Source organism: Aquamicrobium soli (assembly GCF_042646345.1).
Taxonomy (GTDB): domain Bacteria; phylum Pseudomonadota; class Alphaproteobacteria; order Rhizobiales; family Rhizobiaceae; genus Mesorhizobium; species Mesorhizobium soli_A.
On record NZ_JBHRTK010000010.1, the window covers coordinates 278640 to 296617 of the forward strand.

Genomic DNA, 17978 nt, shown 5'->3' on the forward strand with positions numbered 1-17978 from the left:
TATCGCGCCGCCACTTCGCTCGGTAGCGCCTCCACTTCAGAAGTATTATAGGAACAACAGGCCCGTCGTCACCACAAATGGACCGGCAATATGTTTCAGAGCACGCTGGCGATGCCGCACGCCCTCGACCTGCCCCCGCCCTACAGCCTGGTCTCGCTGCGGGAATCGGGCGATGCCTTCGCGCATGCCTGCGCCGTTGCGGCGCAGGAAGGAGCGGGCACGCTGGTCTGGGTAAGGCGCGAGGACCTGGCGGAATTCGCCGTCGTACTGGAGCCGGAAATCCCGCTCACCGAGGCGCGGCTTGCGCTCTATGCCGGGATGAACGCGCTGGCCGATGCACTGGCCGCGCTCGCGCCGCCGTCGCGTCCGATAAGCTTCGACTGGCCCGACGCGCTTCGTATCGACGGGGTCCTGGTCGGCGGCGGGCGGCTCGGCTGGCCCGAAGGAACGCGCGACGACGAGACGCCGGCCTGGCTCGTCTTCTCGGCCATGATCCGCACCACGGCCGGTCGCACCGGCGAACCGGGCCTGCGTCCGTTGTCTGGCGCGCTCGATGAGCTGGGCTTCGGCGCTGTGGATGCCGGCGAGGTCCTCGCCGGCTTTTCGCGCCACCTGATGGCCGGCTTCGACGAATGGAAAGAGGTCGGCTTCGCGCCGCTGGCCAGGCGATGGCTGGACCGCGTGTCGCCGAAAGGCGACGATGCACGCATCGCCGATAATGGCGACCTGCTGGTTGAGGCGAGGTCCGGCCAGGCTCCCTCCACGAGGCGGGAACTGGCCGGGGCACTCGCATCCTGCTCCTGGCTCGATCCCGCGACGGAAATGCCATGGCTCTGAAGCTGCCGCGCACCATTCGCCTCGACCCTTCCGACACGTTCGTCTATGCGCGCGCGGCCGAGCCGGGCGAATGGGCGGTGACGGGCACCTTCCTTTTCTTCGGCATCGATCCCGAAACCCTCGCCGGCAAGGAGCGGCAGGCCTTTCGCGCCGGCTTCCTCGGCATCGACAGTTTCGGCTGGTCGACCCTCGCGGTCGTGACCGAAGCAAGCGCGGAAGAACGCGCCGCGGCCGTCGAGCGGCTGGCCAAGCAACTGGTCGCGCATTGCGGGGCACCCGATCTGCAAGCCGCGCGCCCGGCCGCCGAGGAAGAGATCGCTTTTGCGCAATCGCTTTGCGATCATCCGCCCAACACCCTGCTTGCCCTGCACCGCGCCGGCGAGCAAAGTGGCATCAGGGAGTCGTTTCGCACCCTGCACCAGAAAGTGGGCCGCCTCGATACGGCAACGGCATTCCGCATCATCGAGGTCGACGACGAGGAGGACGGCCCGGCGGAAGAACTCGATATCCGGACATTGGCGGGAAAGCGTTAAGTGAAAGATTTCTGGATTTCCTGCGGCCACCACTTGCTCGACCGGGACGAGGCGGGGCGCCTGACGGTGACCGACGCGTTCCTCAAGGCCTATCTCGCGCGCCCCGAACTGGTCCCGCCGCAGGAGGCGTGCGAAACGGAATTGCGGCTGCACCACGAACTTCTCATGCATCATCCGCGCCGCCCGGTCGGGCCGGACGAGATCGCCGCGATAAGCGATGCGGATGCACGCGAAAACTGGACCTTCATGATCGCCTTCCGCGACCGCCTGCTGGCCGCGCCGTCGCTGGAGGCCGCCTATCTGCAGTTGGCGCGCGGCTCGGCCGCCGACACACCGCCCCTGTTCATGAACCAGCTTGCGCAGGTGGTGCTGCGCAATGCGCTCGACGCCGAGGCCGACCCGGCCGTCTTGCGCGCGGCCGAACTGTTCTATCGTCCGCAGCGGGCGAGCTTCCACGAGGGAACGCTGCTGCTGGCCGACGCCGAGACCATCGAGGTGCATGAGCAGAACCGTCACTCTTCGCCGCTCTTGAACATGCTTGGCGGGCCGGCCGTCACTGAACTCGAAATCCTCGACGAGGAAAACGCCAGCGCCTATTTCGACAGGAGCGACGCCTTCGACATGGTGCTTCGTCTCGGCCCGGTCGACAGCCCTGCAAGGCGCGGCTTGGCCGCCGCGATGGAGGCATGGATACGCCATCTGCTTGCGGTCAAGGTCAGGATCGAGTCGGTCGAGCGGATCGAAGAGGAGAACTGGGCGTGGTTCGTCGGCCTGGATGCGGAGGCCACGCGCATCGGCAATGCGCTGTGGCGGGGGGATGGCCTTGACGCCGAGACGGCGGAGCGTATCGTCGCCCTGTTCCGGCTCGACTTCTCCGACGCCGGCGACGTCAGGCTGGACGTGGGTGCGCAGCCGGTCTGGCTGATCATGGCGATGACGCCGGACCGCATGATCCGCATGAAGCCGCAGAATCTCGTCGCCGGGCTGCCGCTGCGCGCCACGGCGCCGGCGAGCTAGGAGCGCCCGCGATGGTACGCGAAACGGCAGAGGTCGGCGTCGTCGTGGAACGGCGGGTTCTCGACAACCCATGGGTCGACCACGCCTGGGTGCCCGTCGCCGTTCTTGCCGGGGCGCCCGTCGCGACGCCATGGACGATCCTGGAACAGACGGCCAGGCTGGTACGGTATTATGCGGGGACGTTCGAGGTCGAATTCTTCGGGACGGACACGACGATGTACAGGGAGAACCTGCGCTCGGGGCAACCCAGCCTCTGGATCGCCCTGCGGCAGACGGCTGCGCCCCCCGGGATCGCGGTGCAACTGGTGACGGCGGATTCTTCCGAAGCCGAGGCGATGACCGGAACCAACTCGGACATCATAGATGTCGTACCCATGCCGGCCGAGATACAGCACAAGCTCGCCGCATTTGTGGAAGCGCATCACGTCGAACATCCGTTCGTCAAGCGCAAGCGCGACCGTGCCGACCCCGAGGCCATGGCCCGGCGCGCGCTTCACGCGCAGCCGAGGGACGATAAAAAATGAGCGACGACGGCATCCTTGCCCGGTGGTCGCGCCGCAAGCTTGCGGCACGGCTGGAGGAAGCGCCAGCGGCCCCTGAAGCCGAAACCGGCGAAACCGCCGCAATGGACGATACTGCGGTTCCAGAGCCCTGCTCGCCCGAGGCGGAGGCAGCGGAGACCGACGAAGCGGAACTGGTGGCGTCCCTGCCGCCGATCGAGGACCTCACTGCCGAAAGCGACATCACCGCCTTCCTGAAGAAGGGGGTCCCAGCGGCGTTAAAGCACGCGGCGTTGCGCAAGGTATGGTCGCTCGATCCCAAGATTCGCGATTATATCGGCCCTTCGGAATATGCTTGGGACTTCAACCAGCCGGGCTCGATGGCGGGGTTCGGTCCACTCGATGCAGGGAAAGCCGTCGTCGGCTTCCTGTCGAAGGCAGCGCGCGCCGTCGATAACATCATCGAATCCGCTGAAGAGGCGCATAAACGGCCCGCTGCCGCCCCCGCCGCCGAGGAACAGGGCGCGCCACCGGAAGGATCACCTGAAGGCGAGCCACCGGAGACGGCCGCGGCGGATTCCGCAGCCGCAACGACGGTGGCCCTGACGGACGCAATGCCCCCTGTCACGCAGCAAGCCCGCGCTTCTTCTGTGCCTGCCGAGCGTACCGCGCGTCCCCGCCATGGCACGGCGATGCCACGCTGACCTGCACGCGCCGTCGCCCTTTCCTTACGAGCGCAAACAGCAAAAGCGTTATATGCAGCAATATGCAACAGATTGCAGGCTGTACTCTTGCATTCATTCTCTGCGGGGTTACTATGGGTCACCCAATCTCAGGCAATACGGTCAAGGTCAGATAATGAACCCAGACTTGCCTCAAGGTCAGGCACAAGAACGGCCAGACGAAGTGGCAGCTTCGATCTTGGGTGTGGATACGCCTGCTCTCGACGAGATCGACAAGGCCCGGGCCGACGAATACGCGCTTCTTGCTTCGTTGCTGGTCACGCCGCCCGATAGCGACTTGCTTCTCCGGCTTTCAAATCTGCACAGCGATGGCGACACACCGCTCGACCGCGCCCATGCGGGGCTGGCACATGCGGCAATATCCTGCACGGCAGAAGCGGTCGACCGCGAATATTTCGAGCTGTTCATCGGCGTCGGGCGTGGAGAGCTTCTTCCCTATGCCTCTTATTATCTTACCGGTTTCCTCAACGAGAGGCCGCTCGCGCGCCTGCGCACCGACATGATCCACCTTGGCATCGCCCGCGCCGAGGGTCGTTGCGAACCCGAGGACCACCTCGGCAGCCTGTGCGAAATGATGAGCGGCTTTGCCGGCAACCATTTTACGGTTCGACATAGCGAAGAGCGCGATTTCTTCGAACGCCATCTCGAGCCGTGGGCCGGACGTTTCTTCACTGACCTGGAAAGCGCCAAGGCCGCGAAGTTCTATCGGTCGGTGGGCACGGTCGGACGACTTTTCATGAACATCGAAAGCGAAGCCTTCACGATGGAGGCTCGGCTGGGCGCCTAGACGCAGGCCCGGGCGTGAAGCCCGCAGGGAGGAGGATGGAAGATGCAGGACAAGCAACAGGCGGCTTTCAGCCGACGCAACTTCCTTCGTGCCTTCGGCGGCGCGTCCACCACCGCCGTCGCTGCCGTCGCGCTCAATCCCACCGAGGCGCTGGCCTATGACCCCGGCAAGGAAGAGGACCGGGCCCGCTATCAGGAAACGGACCACATCAAGGCCTACTATAGCGTCAATCGCTACCCAAAGCATAAGTGAGGTTGCCATGCTGACGAAGCGCAAGGGTGGACAGGCGAACCGCACGCGATTGCAGGCCTTCGCCGATGGCCTGGCAGCAGGCTCCGTGGACCGGCGAACATTCCTGCGCCGTTCGGGCCTCGTCGCCGGCGGACTGGCGGCAGCGGGCACTTTCCAGCTCGGGACGGTCCGCAAGGCGGCGGCGATCAGCCATCCGGAACCGGGCGTCCCGATCGAACTGAAGAAGAGCATCTGCACCCATTGTTCAGTGGGATGCACCGTGACCGCCGAGGTCCAGAACGGCGTATGGACCGGCCAGGAGCCCTCCTGGGACAGCCCCTTCAACCGGGGCTCGCATTGCGCCAAGGGCGCCAGCGTGCGCGAACTGGTGCACAGCGACCGGCGCCTGAAATATCCGATGAAGCTCGTCGATGGCCAGTGGGAGCGCACCACCTGGGACGAGGCAATCAACAGCATCGGCGACAAGCTGCTTGAAATCCGCAAGAAATCCGGACCGGAATCGACCTACTGGATGGGGTCGGCCAAGTTCTCCAACGAAGGCACCTATCTGTTCCGTAAATTCGCCGCCCTGTGGGGAACCAACAACCAGGACCATCAGGCGCGTATCTGCCATTCGACGACGGTTGCCGGCGTAGCCAATACCTGGGGCTACGGGGCCATGACGAATTCCTACAACGACATCCGAAACTCCAAGACCATGCTGGTGCTCGGCGGGAATCCGGCCGAGGCGCATCCGGTGGCGATGCAGCACCTGCTCGAAGGCAAGGAACTCAATAACGGCAACCTCATCGTCATGGACCCGCGCTTCACGCGCACGGCGGCCCATGCCACGGAATATGTCCGTTTCCGCTCCGGCACCGACATTGCGCTGCTGTGGGGCATGCTCTGGCATATTTTCGAGAACGGCTGGGAGGACAAGGAATTCATCGCCCAGCGCGTCTACGGGATGGACGAGGTGCGCAAGGAGGTCGCCAAATACACGCCCGAGGAGGTGGAGACGATTACCGGCGTGCCCGGCGAGCAGTTGAAGCGCGTCGCCCAAACGTTCGCGACGCAGAAGCCGTCGACGATCATCTGGTGCATGGGCCAGACCCACCACACGGTCGGAACGGCCAATACCCGCGCAAGCTGCATCCTGTGCCTCGCGACCGGAAATGTCGGCAAGCCGGGCACCGGCGCCAACATCTTCCGCGGCCATGACAACGTCCAGGGCGCGACGGATATCGGGCTCGATGTGGTGACCCTGCCCTTCTACTACGGGTTGACGGAAGGCGCCTGGAAACACTGGGCGCGCGTCTGGGAAATCCCTTATAACGACCTGGTGGGCCAGTTCTCCTCCAAGGAACTGATGGAAACGCCCGGCATCCCGCTGACCCGGTGGTTCGATTCGGTTTCGCTGCCGAAGGGCGACGTCGCCCAGCCCGACACCATGCGCTCCATGTTCGTACAGGGCCATGCCAGCAACTCGATCACGCGCATCCCCGAATCGATCAAGGGCCTGGCCGGGCTCGAACTGCTCGTCGTGGCCGATCCGCACCCCACGACCTGGGCCTCGCTGGCTGTCGAGGCAGGGCGCAAGGACAACACCTACCTGCTGCCGGTCTGCACGCAATTCGAGACCTCGGGATCGCGGGTCGCTTCCAATCGCGCGCTGCAGTGGGGCGAGCAGATCGTCCCGCCAAGTTTCGAGCAGAAGGACGATTACCAGGTCATCTACCTGCTTTCGAAGAAACTCGGCCTTGCCGACTGGATGTTCAAGAAAATCAAGGTGGAAGGCGACCGGCCGGTGCCGGAAGACGTGTTGCGAGAGATGAACCGCGGCAGCTGGTCGACGGGCTATTGCGGCCAGTCGCCGGAGCGGCTCAAGGCGCATATGCGCAACCAGCACAAGTTCGATCTGGTCACGCTGCGCGCGCCGAAGGACGACCCGGAGGTCGGCGGCGATTATTACGGCCTGCCCTGGCCCTGCTGGGGCAAGCCGGAAATCCGTCATCCGGGAACCTCGAACCTCTACAGCACCGGCCTGAACGTCATGGACGGCGGCAGCCCGTTCCGCGCCCGTTTCGGCGTCGAGCGCAATGGCGAGACGCTGCTTGCTGAAGGGTCCTACACGAAGGGTTCCGAGCTCACCGACGGCTATCCGGAGTTCACCATGGCGGTGCTCCAGAAGCTCGGCTGGGACCGGGACCTGACGCCGGAGGAACTCAGCGTCATCCAGACGATCGGCGACGACATGGGCGATATCGGCAAGGTGTCGTGGTCGACCGACCTGTCGGGCGGCATCCAGCGGGTGGCGCTCAGCCATGGCTGCCATCCCTACGGCAACGGCAAGGCCAGGGCGCTTGCCTGGAACCTGCCCGATCCGGTGCCGGTGCATCGCGAGCCGATCTACACGCCCAAGGTGGACCTGGTGGCGAAATATCCGACCTATCCGGACGCCCAGCAGTTCCGCCTGCCGAACATCGGCTTCACCGTACAGAAGGAAGCCGTCGACAAGGGTATCGCCAAGTCGTTCCCGATCATCCTGACGACTGGCCGTCTCGTGGAATATGAAGGCGGCGGCGAGGAAACGCGCTCCAACCGCTGGCTTGCCGAGTTGCAGCAGGACATGTTCATCGAGATCAACCCCGACGACGCGGCCGCGCGCGGCATCGGCGACGGCGGCTGGGTCTGGGTCACCGGTGCCGAAAACAACGTCAAGGCGAGGGTCAAGGCGCTGGTCACCGAGCGGGTGGGCAAGGGGGTCGCGTTCATGCCCTTCCATTTCGGCGGCTGGTTCCAGGGCAAGGACCTGCGGGCCAACTATCCCGAAGGGGCAGATCCCTACGTGCTTGGCGAGAGCGCCAACAGCATCACTACCTATGGCTACGACCCGGCGACGGGCATGCAGGAGCCGAAGGTCACGCTCTGCCAGATCGCGGCGGTGTAGGGAGGAACGACGATGGCCCGGATGAAATTCCTTTGCGATGCCGAACGCTGCATCGAGTGCAACGCCTGCGTCACCGCCTGCAAGAACGAGAACGACGTGCCGTGGGGCATCAACCGGCGCCGCGTCGTCACCATCAACGACGGCAAGGCCGGGGAGCGCTCCGTCTCCATGGCCTGTATGCATTGCACCGACGCGCCCTGCGCGGCGGTCTGCCCCGTCGATTGCTTTTATACCACGGCGGACGCGGTGGTCCTGCATTCCAAGGATCTGTGCATCGGCTGCGGCTACTGCTTCTACGCCTGCCCGTTCGGCGCACCGCAATATCCGCGCACCGGCAATTTCGGCTCGCGCGGCAAGATGGACAAATGCACCTTCTGCGCGGGCGGACCGGACCCCGACTCGAGCGAGACGGAGTATGACAAATACGGCGGCAACCGGCTGGCCGAAGGCAAGCTTCCGCTCTGCGCGGAAATGTGCTCGACAAAATCGCTTCTCGCGGGAGACGGCGAGATCATCGCCGAAATCTACAAGGAGCGGGTAACGCAGCGCGGTTACGGCTCCGGTGCGTGGGGCTGGCAGACGGCCTATCGGGAGACGGTCAGCGTATAGACTACCACGCGTCCTTGCGGACGCACGAAGCGCACATGCTTCGATCGAGCATCGGGACGCCGGAACCTCGTCTGAAAATTTCGGTCCGATGCGACAGCAACTCGAGACGGCAGGCGGTGGTCAGCCTGCAGCGAAATAAGTTCGGGAGGACGGAGCAAATGCGGATCTGGAGCCTTGATCGACTGATTTCGCCGGCTGTCGCAGCCTTGGCTTTGGTGCTCTGCCTGCTGACGGTCCCTGCCGGAGCGCAGGAGAACGCAGCCGCCGGCGACCCTGCCGCACAGGCCGTGAGCGAGCAGCAGCTTCTCGACGAGTTCGGCAAGATTCGGGGCCGCATCACCATACCGGACAACAAGGCCGCGACGTTGCAACAGCCTCAGGGGCGCGACTATCAAAGCTTCCAGCGAAGCACGCTACCGTGGGTCGGCGCCATCGCCATTATCGGCATGCTGGTCGCGATTGCGCTTTTCTTCTTCGTCAGGGGCCGCGTTCGCACCCAGGCAGGTGAATCGGGGCAGAAAATCCTTCGCTTCAATACGCTGGAGCGACTTATGCACTGGATGACGGCTACCGCTTTCATCATCCTTGCTATCACCGGCCTGAACCTGATCTTCGGCCGGCGTCTGGTGTTGCCGCTGATCGGGCCGGAGGCATTTTCGACCTGGTCGAGCTGGGCCAAGAGCGCGCACCATTTCGTGTCCTGGGCATTCATGCTCGGCGTGCTGGCGATGCTTGTCGTATGGGTCTGGCACAACCTGCCGGATCGCTACGATGCGAACTGGCTGAAGTCCGGCGGCGGTCTTTTCGACAAGTCGAACCGCACACATCCCCCTGCCGGGCGATTCAACACCGGGCAGAAGCTCATCTTCTGGTCCGTCGTGCTGGGCGGAGGGGCGCTGTCGGTCTCGGGCTTGTACATGCTGTTTCCATTCGCCTTCACCGACATCACCGGCATGCAGACGGCGCAATATGTCCACGCCATCGTCGGCGTGCTGATGGTCGCGGTCATCATAGCGCATATCTATATCGGCACGCTCGGCATGGAAGGCGCATACGAGGCCATGGGATCCGGATCGGTGGACATCAACTGGGCCAGGGAACACCACAGCGCCTGGGTGGAGAAGCAGCAAGCCAAACTCGATGGTCCAGCGCCGCCGCATGCTGCGGCCGAACCCGCGGAGTAGCGCAAGCAGCGGCTGCCATCGGCACGTCAAAGCGGTGGGAAATGCCTGCAATCAGGCTGCGCAGGACCGGGAAAACACAGGCCTCGTAGGCGCGGCGTGGCTTGGCGTGAGGCCTTCAAGAACCGGGGTGAGAGCTGCGTTGCTGCGCAGCCGGGCGAGCGCGAGGGTCAGCTTGGCAGTCAGCTTGAGCGGTCGGCCCAATGCATCGACCGCCATGATCTTCCGGCATTGCACAAACGCAGCCAGAGCGAAGAGGCAGAACGGGCGGCCTTGGCTATTCGATCGCCGCCCGTCGCTTTAGGAAGAGGCCTTTTCCCCGGTGCCTGCCGCAGCGTTGCCGGGATTTCCTGACCAATTCTGGCCGACGAGATTGTGGCCTGGGTCGCCCACCCGCGTGCTTTCCGTACTGAAGGTCTGCCAGGCGGTTTTCACCGGCTGTACATTCAAAAGATAATAGCCGCTACCGAAAGCGATCGCCGCTGTAACGACAATCCCCGTCAAGATCATGCCCATCCTGGTCTCCCTTCCTGCTGCCTGTCGAAACTGTCTCTAGCCGGTCTGCCGCCACGATATCCCCGGGCTACTCGTTACCGGCCGGGGCCGCAGTTCCGGCCGGTGCGACACCCGCACCTGATTTTTGCTGGTACTGCAAATCCAGCGCCGCCAGTGCGATGAGCGGTGGCGGCATGGCGACGCCGGCAACTCTCATCTGGCGGGCAGCCTTCTGGCACTGCGCGGTATCGTTTGCGTCGGCAAGCTTCTGAGCGGCCTCCATGGTCAGTACCGATTCCCTCGGCGTACTGGTCACGTCGGCCGGAGGAACCGGCGCTGCCCTCGACTCCTTCTGGGGCGCGTTGGCGACCGTGCCGGAATCCGCCTTGTCCTTGCCCGGCTTGGGAGCGTCGGTGGCAACACCGTCCTGTCCGGTGGCCGCCTGCGCCGAACCGGCGTCACCGTTTGGCGAGGCTTTCTTGTCGGTGGCGGACGTCCCCGCCAGCTTGGACGCGTCCTGCTGGGCCGGCTCTGACTTTGCAGGCGCTGCCTGTTTTTCGGCCGCCGGTTTCGCCGCGGCGGATGCCGCAGTCGCCTCCGGCGGAGGCGCCTTCATGAAGCCGAGGAGTTCCTGGCAAAGATTAGCCGCGCCCGGTTGCGAGGCGGCCGGTTGACTGGTTCCGGAAGGCGCCGGTTGCGACGGCTGGGTGGCCTGGGCGAAGCAGGTCGAGGTCGAGAGCACAAGCACTCCCGCAAGGACGATTTCTCTCATCGCTAGCTCCTTGTCTTGTTGCTCAGGCAGCGATCGCAGAATTCTCTGTGCAAGGTGCAGGATCACCGCGTTACTTGCAAGCCAGAACATAACAAGCAGGGCCGGGTTCCGTTCCGTTGCAGACCGAACCTTTGGCTCCGGCCGGCATTTTTTTGCTCGCCGCAGCCTCGCCTACAGTCCGAACGACCCGTAGGGAAGGAAGCGAACGGGATCCCCCGGGACAACCTCGCGCGCGCCGTCGGCGAGTTCGACGAGGCCGGTCGCCCACGAAAGCCCGCTGATCCGCCCCGATCCTTCCGAACGGAAAGTTTCCGCATGGCCTTCCGGCGTCAGCCGGGCGCGCAGATATTCGCGCCGGCCGGGCAGTTTGTTCTTCCTGAAGGCCGCTGGGACCAAATAGCCGGCCGGTTCTTCCCACCCGGAACCGCCCAGCATCGAGAGGGCCGGACGGCCGAATATCAGCGTACAGACGAAGGCCGCAACCGGATTGCCCGGCAGGCCGAATACCGGAACGCCCCGCCACAGGCCAAGCGCCAGCGGACGGCCCGGTTTCACCGCGATGCGCCAGCTATGCATCGTGCCTGCCTCCCGCAGCAGGGCCGAGACATGGTCCTCGTCGCCCGCCGAAGCTCCGCCCGAGGTAAAGATCACGTCCGCTTCCGCAACTCCCCCGTCAAGCCTGGCGGCAAGAGCGGCCCGGTCGTCGCCGACATGGCCGAGGTCCACGGGCACGTGGTTCCAGCACCGCGCCATCGCCAGAAGCATCGGCCGGTTGGCGTCATAGATGCGGCCGGCCTCCAGCACGGCCTCGTCGACCTCGGGCACGATCTCGTCACCCGTGGACAAGACGCCTACGCGCAACGGCCGGAAAACCATGACCCTTGCCACGCCGACGGCCGACAGAAGCGCCAAGTCGGGCGGACGCAAGCGATGGCCGGCCGGCAACCCGACATCGCCTGCGGTGACGTCCTCACCCGCCTTGCGGGTATTGGACCGCGCTTTGATCGGGCCGTGGAAGGCAACGCGCCGGCCGTCGCTGGTCGTATCTTCCTCCAGAACCACGGTGTCGACGCCTTCAGGCAGGATTGCGCCAGTCAGGATGCGGATCGCCATTCCTTCGGGCACGCGCCCCGCAAAAGGCACGCCGGCTGCCGCACGGCCTTCGAGCAGCGGCAGCATTTGCGGTCCCTCGCCTGTCGCCGCGTGGGCGAAACCATAGCCGTCGACCGCCGAATTCGCGGCGGGCGGATTCGAGCGGCGCGCCACAGTGTCCTGTGCCAGGACGCGGCCGAGCGCCTGGGAAACGGCCAGTTCCTCGGTGCCGACGACCGGCGACAGTTTCGTCCGCAGCAGGTCGAGCGCGGTGTCCACCGGGGTCCAGTCGATGCCCGCCGGCAAGGCGAAGCAATCGTTCCTAAGGCGGGGCGGCTCAAGCGGCGGCAGGTCTACCGGCACGAGTTGGCCCTGCCCGGAGTAGAAACCGCAACGCCGGTCTTTCCAGCACCGCTTTCGATCGCGCCGCAAGGATTCATGCCGCTCCTCCGTTCAGGATTGCTTCGGCGCGCATCATATCCTGTGGCGTATTGACGTTGAAGAACGGATCGAATGGCGAGGCCGCAAACAGCGCCGTCGCATAGCCGTGCCGCTCCGTCCACAAGACGATCTTGCGCAAGCCTCCGGACAGTTCGGCGCGCAGATCCTCGCGCAGGCTCACCGGCCACAGGCCGAAGGTGGGGTGGCGGCGCGGCGCCCCCGTCTCGTCCGGCGAGGCCGCCAGCGCGATCGGAACCCTCTTTTGCGCCGCCGCATCGGCAAGGCGCGCCACCAGATCGCGCGGAAGGAAGGGCGTGTCGGCCGCCGCCGTCACGATCGCATCCGCTCCGTTTTCCGCCGCCCAGTCAAGGCCGGCAAGGACACCCGCCAGGGGGCCCGGGAAATCCGGCAGCGTGTCGGCAAGCACGGGAAGCCCGAAGGCCGAAAAGCGGTCGGGATCGCCATTGGCGCTGATTGCAAGCTCTCCACATTGAGGACCAAGCCGCGCAAGCACGTGGTCGAGCAGCTTCGCGCCGCCCAGTTGCAGCATGCCCTTGTCGCCGCCGCCCATGCGGGTGGCCCGGCCGCCGGCCAGTATGACGCCTGGAATTCTAGTCAATCAACGCGCCCTTGCGACGATGGCGCTTCTCGTCTTCCGGCACGGTTTCGGGATCCGCATCCCGAATCAGGCGGTCCTCGCCCGAAAGGCAGACAAAGCGTTTGCCGCGCATCCGCCCGATCAGCGTCAGCCCTACCTGGCGCGCGATCTCCACACCCCAGGCCGTAAAGCCCGAGCGCGAGGCAAGGACCGGAATGCCCATCATCGCGGTCTTGATCACCATCTCCGAGGTGAGCCGCCCGGTGGTGTACAGGATCTTGTCCTCCGGACTTGCCTTTTCGAGAAACATCCACCCGGCAATCTTGTCCACCGCGTTATGGCGTCCGACGTCTTCCATGTAGACCAGCGGCTTGTCCTCCTTGCACAGCACCGTGCCATGCACTGCGCCCGCTTCGAGATAGAGGCTCGGCGTCATGTTGATCGCACGGGCCAGCGCATAAAGCCACGAGGTCCGCACGGGTGCCGCCGGCAGCGTCAATCCCTGCAAACCCTCCATCATATCGCCGAATACCGTGCCTACGGCGCAACCGCTGGTGCGGGTCTTCTTCCTCACCTTTTCCTCATAGGTCGTGCGGCTTTCGGTACGCACCACGACAACCTCGAGTTCCTCGTCATAGTCGATGCCGGTAACCGTTTCCGCCGGGTCCAGCATGCCCTGATTGCGCAGGAAACCCAGGGCCAGATATTCCGGATAATCGCCGATCGTCATGGCAGTGACGACTTCCTGCGAGTTAAGGTAGATGGTGAGCGGCCGTTCCTCGACAACCGAAAGCACAACAGGTTCGCCATTGTAGTCGACGCCGGTGACGGACCGCGTCAGCCGCCGGTTTTCTATGTTCGGACCTATGAGATAGTCGACCGCCATGGACCACCATCGGGAAAGCGCGTTTCGGGAATCCGGCAAAGATGCAGCAGCGCTCTCCTGTTGTCCAGCCAATCGGAAGCCGATGGATGCGCCTCTTCCTTTCAATTGAATCGAACGCGGGCAAGCGTATGGTGGCGCACATTCGCGCTCCGCCGGCTAGAGGCCCCTCTTGACCCTACCCGAGCGCACATTGCGAGAGGCAAAATGACCGGACACGGCGATCTAGTGGCGGAACTGCGCAGGTCGGTCAGTGGGGCTGTCATCTGGGACCGGAACGAACTGGCCGGCCGCGACCCGGGGTTCGACGACCGCAATTTCGGCGCCGCCGCCCTGGTGCGCCCCAGGGATGCCGAGGGCGTCTCTGCGCTGGTGCGCTTCTGCGCCGGGAAGGGACTTTCGCTGGTAGCCCAGGGCGGTCGCACCGGCCTCGCCGGAGGCGCGGCGACAACCGCCGGCCAGATCATCTGCGACCTCGGCGCGATGAACCGGATCGAAGAGATCGATCCTCGCGCACGGGTCGCCATCGTGCAGGCCGGGACGACACTTGCCGCATTGCAGGAAGCCGCGGCCGTTCATGGGCTTGATCCCGGCATCGACCTCGCCGCCCGAGGCAGTTGCACCATCGGCGGCATGATCTCTACCAACGCCGGCGGCATCATGGCGTTTCGCAACGGCACCATGCGCCACAGGCTGCTCGGACTTGAGGTCGTCCTGCCGGATGGCCGCTTGCTGCGCGACCTTACCCGCGTGCTCAAGACCAGCGCGGGCTACGACCTCAAGCACCTGTTCGTCGGTGCGGAAGGCACGCTGGGCATCGTCACACGCGCGGCGATCCGGCTCGATCCCATCGGCGGATCTTCGGCGACAGCGATAATCGGGACAAAGGACGCTGCCAGCGCCCTGCATGTCGTCGGCCATTTCCTTGGTCGGGCCGGCACAAGCCTGAGGGCCGCGGAGATCATGTGGCATGGTTTCGCTTCCGCAGTGGCCCGGACGCTGGGCATAGATTCCGGTGAACTGCCGCTCGATGCCCCATGCCTGCTGGTTCTCGAACTCGCCGCTCCGACGGCCGAGGAGGCAACCCAGGCGCTTGAGCAGGGCCTTTCCGCCCTGTGGGCGGAAGCCGACATAATCGATGGCGCCGTTGCCATGTCGCTCGAGCAGGCCCGAACCATATGGCGGCTGCGCGAGGAAAGCGAGGTGATCGAGCGCCTGCACGACCATCCACCCTCGTTCGACGTGTCGGTTCCGGGCGGGGCGATCGATGCCTACGTCACCCGCATCACCGAAGGCCTCAAGGCGATCGACGCGGACTATTCGCCGTATGTCTTCGGCCATCTGGCTGACGGAAATTTGCACATCTCGATCAATACCGACAATCCGCCACGCGAGCGCTACAGGGCGATCGAGGACGTGCTCTATGCCGGCCTGCAGGAGATCGGGGGATCGTTCTCGGCGGAACATGGCGTGGGCCTCGACAAGCGTGACGCCTATGAACGCCATGCCGATCCGGTCAAACAACAGCTTTCGCGTGCCATCAAGGCGCTTCTGGACCCTTCGGACATGCTCAATCCCGGCAAGATCGTAGGACCCGGTCCAGAAACGCGTTAAGGATTGAAACCTGTTCGCGGCCGACGATTTATGGAAAAGGTTCAGGCAAACTGGAAAGTTTCTATCCGCAGGCATGCGTGACGTTCGCAGCGACGGGTGAAGGCAAAGCTGCGCGAAGATCGACAAAGACTGCAAACCTCGGGTGGAAAGCCCAGCCGAGAGTCAGGACCAGGCCCCGAGGGTATCCGACACCGTAGAAGGCACCCGGCCGCTACTTACCCAGGACGAATTCGATCAGCCGGCTATAGATGTCGTTGTGATCGTCGCGGAGTTTGCGCCCGACACTGTGCCCGTAGCCTTCGTAGGTTTCCACGGGGAAGCCTGCCGAGATGAAGACCTGGCGCTGCCATTCATCTTCATCCGCTCCGAATATGATTTTGATCCCTGCGTTTCCTGCAGGGAGCGCGAAATTCGGCCACCGATGTTCCTGGATACGGATGCGATAATTCATCCATCGATCATCTTCTGCCGACAGGCTTACATCCGCTTGCGGCGCGATAGCGAGGCATCGATCAATCCTGTGCTCGATATGAGCCGCGACAAGCGCTCCGCTCCCACCCATCGAATTACCGATCGCTCCGAAAGTGGCGTCGGGCCTGCGATCAAGCGCATGCCGGATCGCAGCCTGGATGGCGTCTTCGATCCGTCCGTCGTTCCACCAGGAACGCTTGAGATCGGCGATGAAGTAGGTGGAACAGTTCTCGCCAAGTGACGTGCGAAATTCCTCGGTTTGGAGGCCGCCAAGGCTCAACTGGGCTCCGCAAAAGGCAAGTACCACACGCTGGCCGCGCCCGGGCCTGAACGAAATACGGTAATCCGATGTGGAGTAGATAATTTCGCCAAGGGACGACGTCGGGTCGGTCTTTTTTCTCGCCAGCAATCTTCCAAACATTACACCGAATCCCGACTTCCGCAGCGTAGCAAGTGTGATCAGCGTGCGGGAAGTCGACCAGATCGTCCATGCCGCCGACATCGCGACCGTTCCAACGATTCCCAGCGAGACAAACAGGCCAGGACTCTCATGAACAGGACGCCCGCTGCAACGCATAAACAGTACGGATCTCCCAACGTCAACGACAGGGTCGGCATCATCCACGGAGGGATCGTTCGCAGTGGCTCGGACCATAGGCTGCAGCGGCCGCGGTTCCCTTTAGCCATATCGTCGACGTGATCGTCGGCAACCGCGAGGCCAAGCGCAACAGCGGGCAAAGCGCGGTCGAATGCATATTGCGCTTTTCCGCGGAAGCCGAGCCACGACACGCGCAAAATTGATCCGCTCCGGCTCCGTCGGTGATCCGTCGAGATCGATCCATATGCCCTCGGATCCAATGGAGCCGCTAGGCGATTATTTCTCGCGGAAGGCCTGGTCGAAGGATTGCACCAGCGGGCCCACGAGATAGTCGAGGGCGCTTCTCGCATGCGTGGTGACCGTGATTCTCGCCGGCATGCCCGGATACAGCTTGATCTCGGGATTGGCCTTCAGGTCGTCCTGGTCCACGTCGACGGAAACAACGTAATAGGATTGCCCCGTGCGTTCTTCGGTCAGCCGATCGGCTGAAATATGCGCGACGGTTCCGTGGATCGATGGCGTCGTGCGTTGCTTGTAGGACGTGAAATGCACCTCCGCAGCCATGCCCGGCTGCAGGTCGCTGATGTCTTCCACCCGCACGCGTGCTTCGACGACCAGCGCCGTCTGGTCGGGCACGACGTCGAGGATTTTTTCCCCGCGGCCGATGACGGCGCCGACCGAGAACACCCCGAGACCAACCACTTCGCCCGCATAGGGGGAGCGGATTTCCGAGCGCGCCAGCGTCACCTTCGCATTGTGGAGGCGCGGCAGCACGTCGAGAAGCCTCGACTGCGTTTCACTAAGCTCCTTGGTGATATCCGCCGTGCGCATCTTTCGAACCTGCGCGATCTGCTGCGAATATTCGCCCATGCTCTGCAAGGCGGCGGCCGTGCTTGCCTGGCTGGCGGCGATCTGGCCCTGGAGCCCCGACATGGTGCGATCGAGTTGCAGGATGCGCGGCTTCGTCACCAGCCCGTTTTTCACCAAGTCGGAAAGGCTTTCCTTTTCGCCGCTCACCGAGGCAAGCTGCTCCATATAGGCCTTCTCCTGCGCCTGGTTTCCGGCGATCTGCTCCCGAAGCTGCGAAACCCGATAGGTGAGTATCTGCTCTTCGCCGAGCAGGGCTTCCCGCCTGCTTTCGAATTCGTGCCTCTGGGCTTCGATCGCCGCTTTCGCGTAAGGCTCGGCGCTGTCGGCCAGTTCGGCCGGGAACGCGACGCTGTCGCTGTTCGACAATTCGGCGCCCAGGCGCGCCTCGATCGCCCGCAGCATCGCATATTGCTGCGACAGGATATCGAACTCGGCGCGCGACTGGGTGTCGTCGAGCACGATCAGGACATCGCCTTCCTTCACGCGGTCTCCGTCCCTGACGCGCAATTCCTTGACGACGCCTCCGTCCAGATGCTGCACGCTCTTGCGGTTTCCCTCGACCTTGACGATGGCTTCCCCCACCACTGCGCCGTTCAAAGGCGCGAGGATTGCCCATCCGCCGCAAACGACGAAGAATACGATGAGGACAATCCAGCCCGCCAGGATGGCGCCGCGCGCGGAATCGCTCGGCAATTCGACCTGGTGGCCTGCCAGCCCGACCCGGCCCTCATATGGCGCGACCGCAGACTGGTTCAC

At 64.1% G+C, this 17978-nt stretch carries 18 protein-coding genes; 11 read left to right on the forward strand and 7 right to left on the reverse strand.

Features of this window, described 5'->3' with window-relative positions; all coding sequences use genetic code 11:
• Positions 1–90: 90 nt before the first annotated feature.
• The 10 genes from ACFOHJ_RS09085 (at position 91) to ACFOHJ_RS09130 (ending at position 9391) form a co-directional block, all read left to right on the forward strand.
• Entirely contained in the window at positions 91–837 is a 747-nt protein-coding gene (locus ACFOHJ_RS09085; protein WP_378220169.1) for a biotin/lipoate--protein ligase family protein, read from the forward strand.
• Positions 828–1370, forward strand: coding sequence for a DUF6505 family protein (locus ACFOHJ_RS09090; protein WP_378220170.1), 543 nt, complete (start codon positions 828–830; stop codon positions 1368–1370). The genes ACFOHJ_RS09085 and ACFOHJ_RS09090 overlap by 10 nt, the downstream gene beginning before the upstream one ends.
• Positions 1371–2387: a DUF6352 family protein gene (locus tag ACFOHJ_RS09095; RefSeq protein WP_378220171.1), complete on the forward strand. Its 1017-nt coding sequence runs from the start codon at positions 1371–1373 to the stop codon at positions 2385–2387. It abuts the gene before it with no gap.
• Between the two features lie 11 nt (positions 2388–2398).
• Positions 2399–2911 (forward strand): DUF3305 domain-containing protein, encoded by a 513-nt coding sequence (locus ACFOHJ_RS09100; protein WP_378220172.1) that lies wholly within the window; start codon positions 2399–2401, stop codon positions 2909–2911.
• The gene (locus tag ACFOHJ_RS09105; RefSeq protein ID WP_378220173.1) at positions 2908–3591 is read left to right on the forward strand and encodes a DUF3306 domain-containing protein; all 684 of its coding nucleotides are present in this window, start codon (positions 2908–2910) and stop codon (positions 3589–3591) included. Before ACFOHJ_RS09100 ends, ACFOHJ_RS09105 begins: the two co-directional genes overlap by 4 nt.
• Before the next feature lie 202 nt (positions 3592–3793).
• Complete coding sequence (locus tag ACFOHJ_RS09110; protein ID WP_378220174.1) at positions 3794–4417, forward strand: TorD/DmsD family molecular chaperone; 624 nt, start codon at positions 3794–3796, stop codon at positions 4415–4417.
• Between the two features lie 42 nt (positions 4418–4459).
• Entirely contained in the window at positions 4460–4669 is a 210-nt protein-coding gene (locus ACFOHJ_RS09115; protein WP_378220175.1) for a formate dehydrogenase, read from the forward strand.
• A 7-nt stretch (positions 4670–4676) separates the two neighbouring features.
• Positions 4677–7598 carry a formate dehydrogenase subunit alpha gene (locus tag ACFOHJ_RS09120; RefSeq protein WP_378220176.1) on the forward strand — a complete coding sequence of 974 codons (2922 nt, stop codon included), beginning with the start codon at positions 4677–4679 and terminating at the stop codon, positions 7596–7598.
• Between the two features lie 12 nt (positions 7599–7610).
• Positions 7611–8207 (forward strand): formate dehydrogenase FDH3 subunit beta, encoded by a 597-nt coding sequence (fdh3B, locus tag ACFOHJ_RS09125; protein ID WP_378220177.1) that lies wholly within the window; start codon positions 7611–7613, stop codon positions 8205–8207.
• Between the two features lie 158 nt (positions 8208–8365).
• The gene (locus ACFOHJ_RS09130) at positions 8366–9391 is read left to right on the forward strand and encodes a formate dehydrogenase subunit gamma (protein WP_378220230.1); all 1026 of its coding nucleotides are present in this window, start codon (positions 8366–8368) and stop codon (positions 9389–9391) included.
• Between the two features lie 297 nt (positions 9392–9688).
• Here ACFOHJ_RS09130 and ACFOHJ_RS09135 read toward each other — a convergent pair whose 3' ends face one another.
• The 5 genes from ACFOHJ_RS09135 to ACFOHJ_RS09155 all read right to left on the reverse strand — a co-directional run bounded on the left by ACFOHJ_RS09135 (position 9689) and on the right by ACFOHJ_RS09155 (position 13672).
• Positions 9689–9904 carry a hypothetical protein gene (locus tag ACFOHJ_RS09135; protein ID WP_378220178.1) on the reverse strand — a complete coding sequence of 72 codons (216 nt, stop codon included), beginning with the start codon at positions 9902–9904 and terminating at the stop codon, positions 9689–9691.
• 67 nt (positions 9905–9971) lie between these two features.
• Entirely contained in the window at positions 9972–10655 is a 684-nt protein-coding gene (locus ACFOHJ_RS09140) for a hypothetical protein (RefSeq protein ID WP_378220179.1), read from the reverse strand.
• A 171-nt stretch (positions 10656–10826) separates the two neighbouring features.
• Positions 10827–12053, reverse strand: a complete 1227-nt coding sequence (locus tag ACFOHJ_RS09145) for a molybdopterin-binding protein (RefSeq protein ID WP_378220180.1) — start codon at positions 12051–12053, stop codon at positions 10827–10829.
• Positions 12054–12183: 130 nt separating this feature from the next.
• Positions 12184–12807, reverse strand: a complete 624-nt coding sequence (gene mobA / locus ACFOHJ_RS09150; protein WP_378220181.1) for a molybdenum cofactor guanylyltransferase MobA — start codon at positions 12805–12807, stop codon at positions 12184–12186.
• Entirely contained in the window at positions 12800–13672 is an 873-nt protein-coding gene (locus ACFOHJ_RS09155) for a formate dehydrogenase accessory sulfurtransferase FdhD (protein ID WP_378220182.1), read from the reverse strand. The genes mobA and ACFOHJ_RS09155 overlap by 8 nt, the downstream gene beginning before the upstream one ends.
• Before the next feature lie 204 nt (positions 13673–13876).
• Between ACFOHJ_RS09155 and ACFOHJ_RS09160 the strand changes: the two genes are divergently transcribed.
• Positions 13877–15283 (forward strand): FAD-binding oxidoreductase, encoded by a 1407-nt coding sequence (locus ACFOHJ_RS09160; protein WP_378220183.1) that lies wholly within the window; start codon positions 13877–13879, stop codon positions 15281–15283.
• A gap of 211 nt (positions 15284–15494) precedes the next feature.
• Here the strand turns inward: ACFOHJ_RS09160 and ACFOHJ_RS09165 are convergent, their stop codons facing one another.
• Complete coding sequence (locus ACFOHJ_RS09165) at positions 15495–16379, reverse strand: hypothetical protein (RefSeq protein ID WP_378220184.1); 885 nt, start codon at positions 16377–16379, stop codon at positions 15495–15497.
• 249 nt (positions 16380–16628) lie between these two features.
• A complete protein-coding gene (locus ACFOHJ_RS09170) occupies positions 16629–17978 on the reverse strand; it encodes an HlyD family type I secretion periplasmic adaptor subunit (protein WP_378220185.1) in 1350 nt (449 codons plus the stop codon).

Coding starts and splice junctions, on each gene's coding strand:
- ACFOHJ_RS09090 (WP_378220170.1), top strand. CDS start 828: ATGGCTCTGAAGCTGCCGCGCACCATTCGCCTCGACCCTTCCGACACG.
- fdh3B (WP_378220177.1), top strand. CDS start 7,611: ATGGCCCGGATGAAATTCCTTTGCGATGCCGAACGCTGCATCGAGTGC.
- ACFOHJ_RS09100 (WP_378220172.1), top strand. CDS start 2,399: ATGGTACGCGAAACGGCAGAGGTCGGCGTCGTCGTGGAACGGCGGGTT.
- ACFOHJ_RS09160 (WP_378220183.1), top strand. CDS start 13,877: ATGACCGGACACGGCGATCTAGTGGCGGAACTGCGCAGGTCGGTCAGT.
- ACFOHJ_RS09140 (WP_378220179.1), bottom strand. CDS start 10,655: ATGAGAGAAATCGTCCTTGCGGGAGTGCTTGTGCTCTCGACCTCGACC.
- ACFOHJ_RS09135 (WP_378220178.1), bottom strand. CDS start 9,904: ATGGGCATGATCTTGACGGGGATTGTCGTTACAGCGGCGATCGCTTTC.
- ACFOHJ_RS09085 (WP_378220169.1), top strand. CDS start 91: ATGTTTCAGAGCACGCTGGCGATGCCGCACGCCCTCGACCTGCCCCCG.
- ACFOHJ_RS09120 (WP_378220176.1), top strand. CDS start 4,677: ATGCTGACGAAGCGCAAGGGTGGACAGGCGAACCGCACGCGATTGCAG.
- ACFOHJ_RS09155 (WP_378220182.1), bottom strand. CDS start 13,672: ATGGCGGTCGACTATCTCATAGGTCCGAACATAGAAAACCGGCGGCTG.
- ACFOHJ_RS09130 (WP_378220230.1), top strand. CDS start 8,366: ATGCGGATCTGGAGCCTTGATCGACTGATTTCGCCGGCTGTCGCAGCC.
- ACFOHJ_RS09115 (WP_378220175.1), top strand. CDS start 4,460: ATGCAGGACAAGCAACAGGCGGCTTTCAGCCGACGCAACTTCCTTCGT.
- ACFOHJ_RS09105 (WP_378220173.1), top strand. CDS start 2,908: ATGAGCGACGACGGCATCCTTGCCCGGTGGTCGCGCCGCAAGCTTGCG.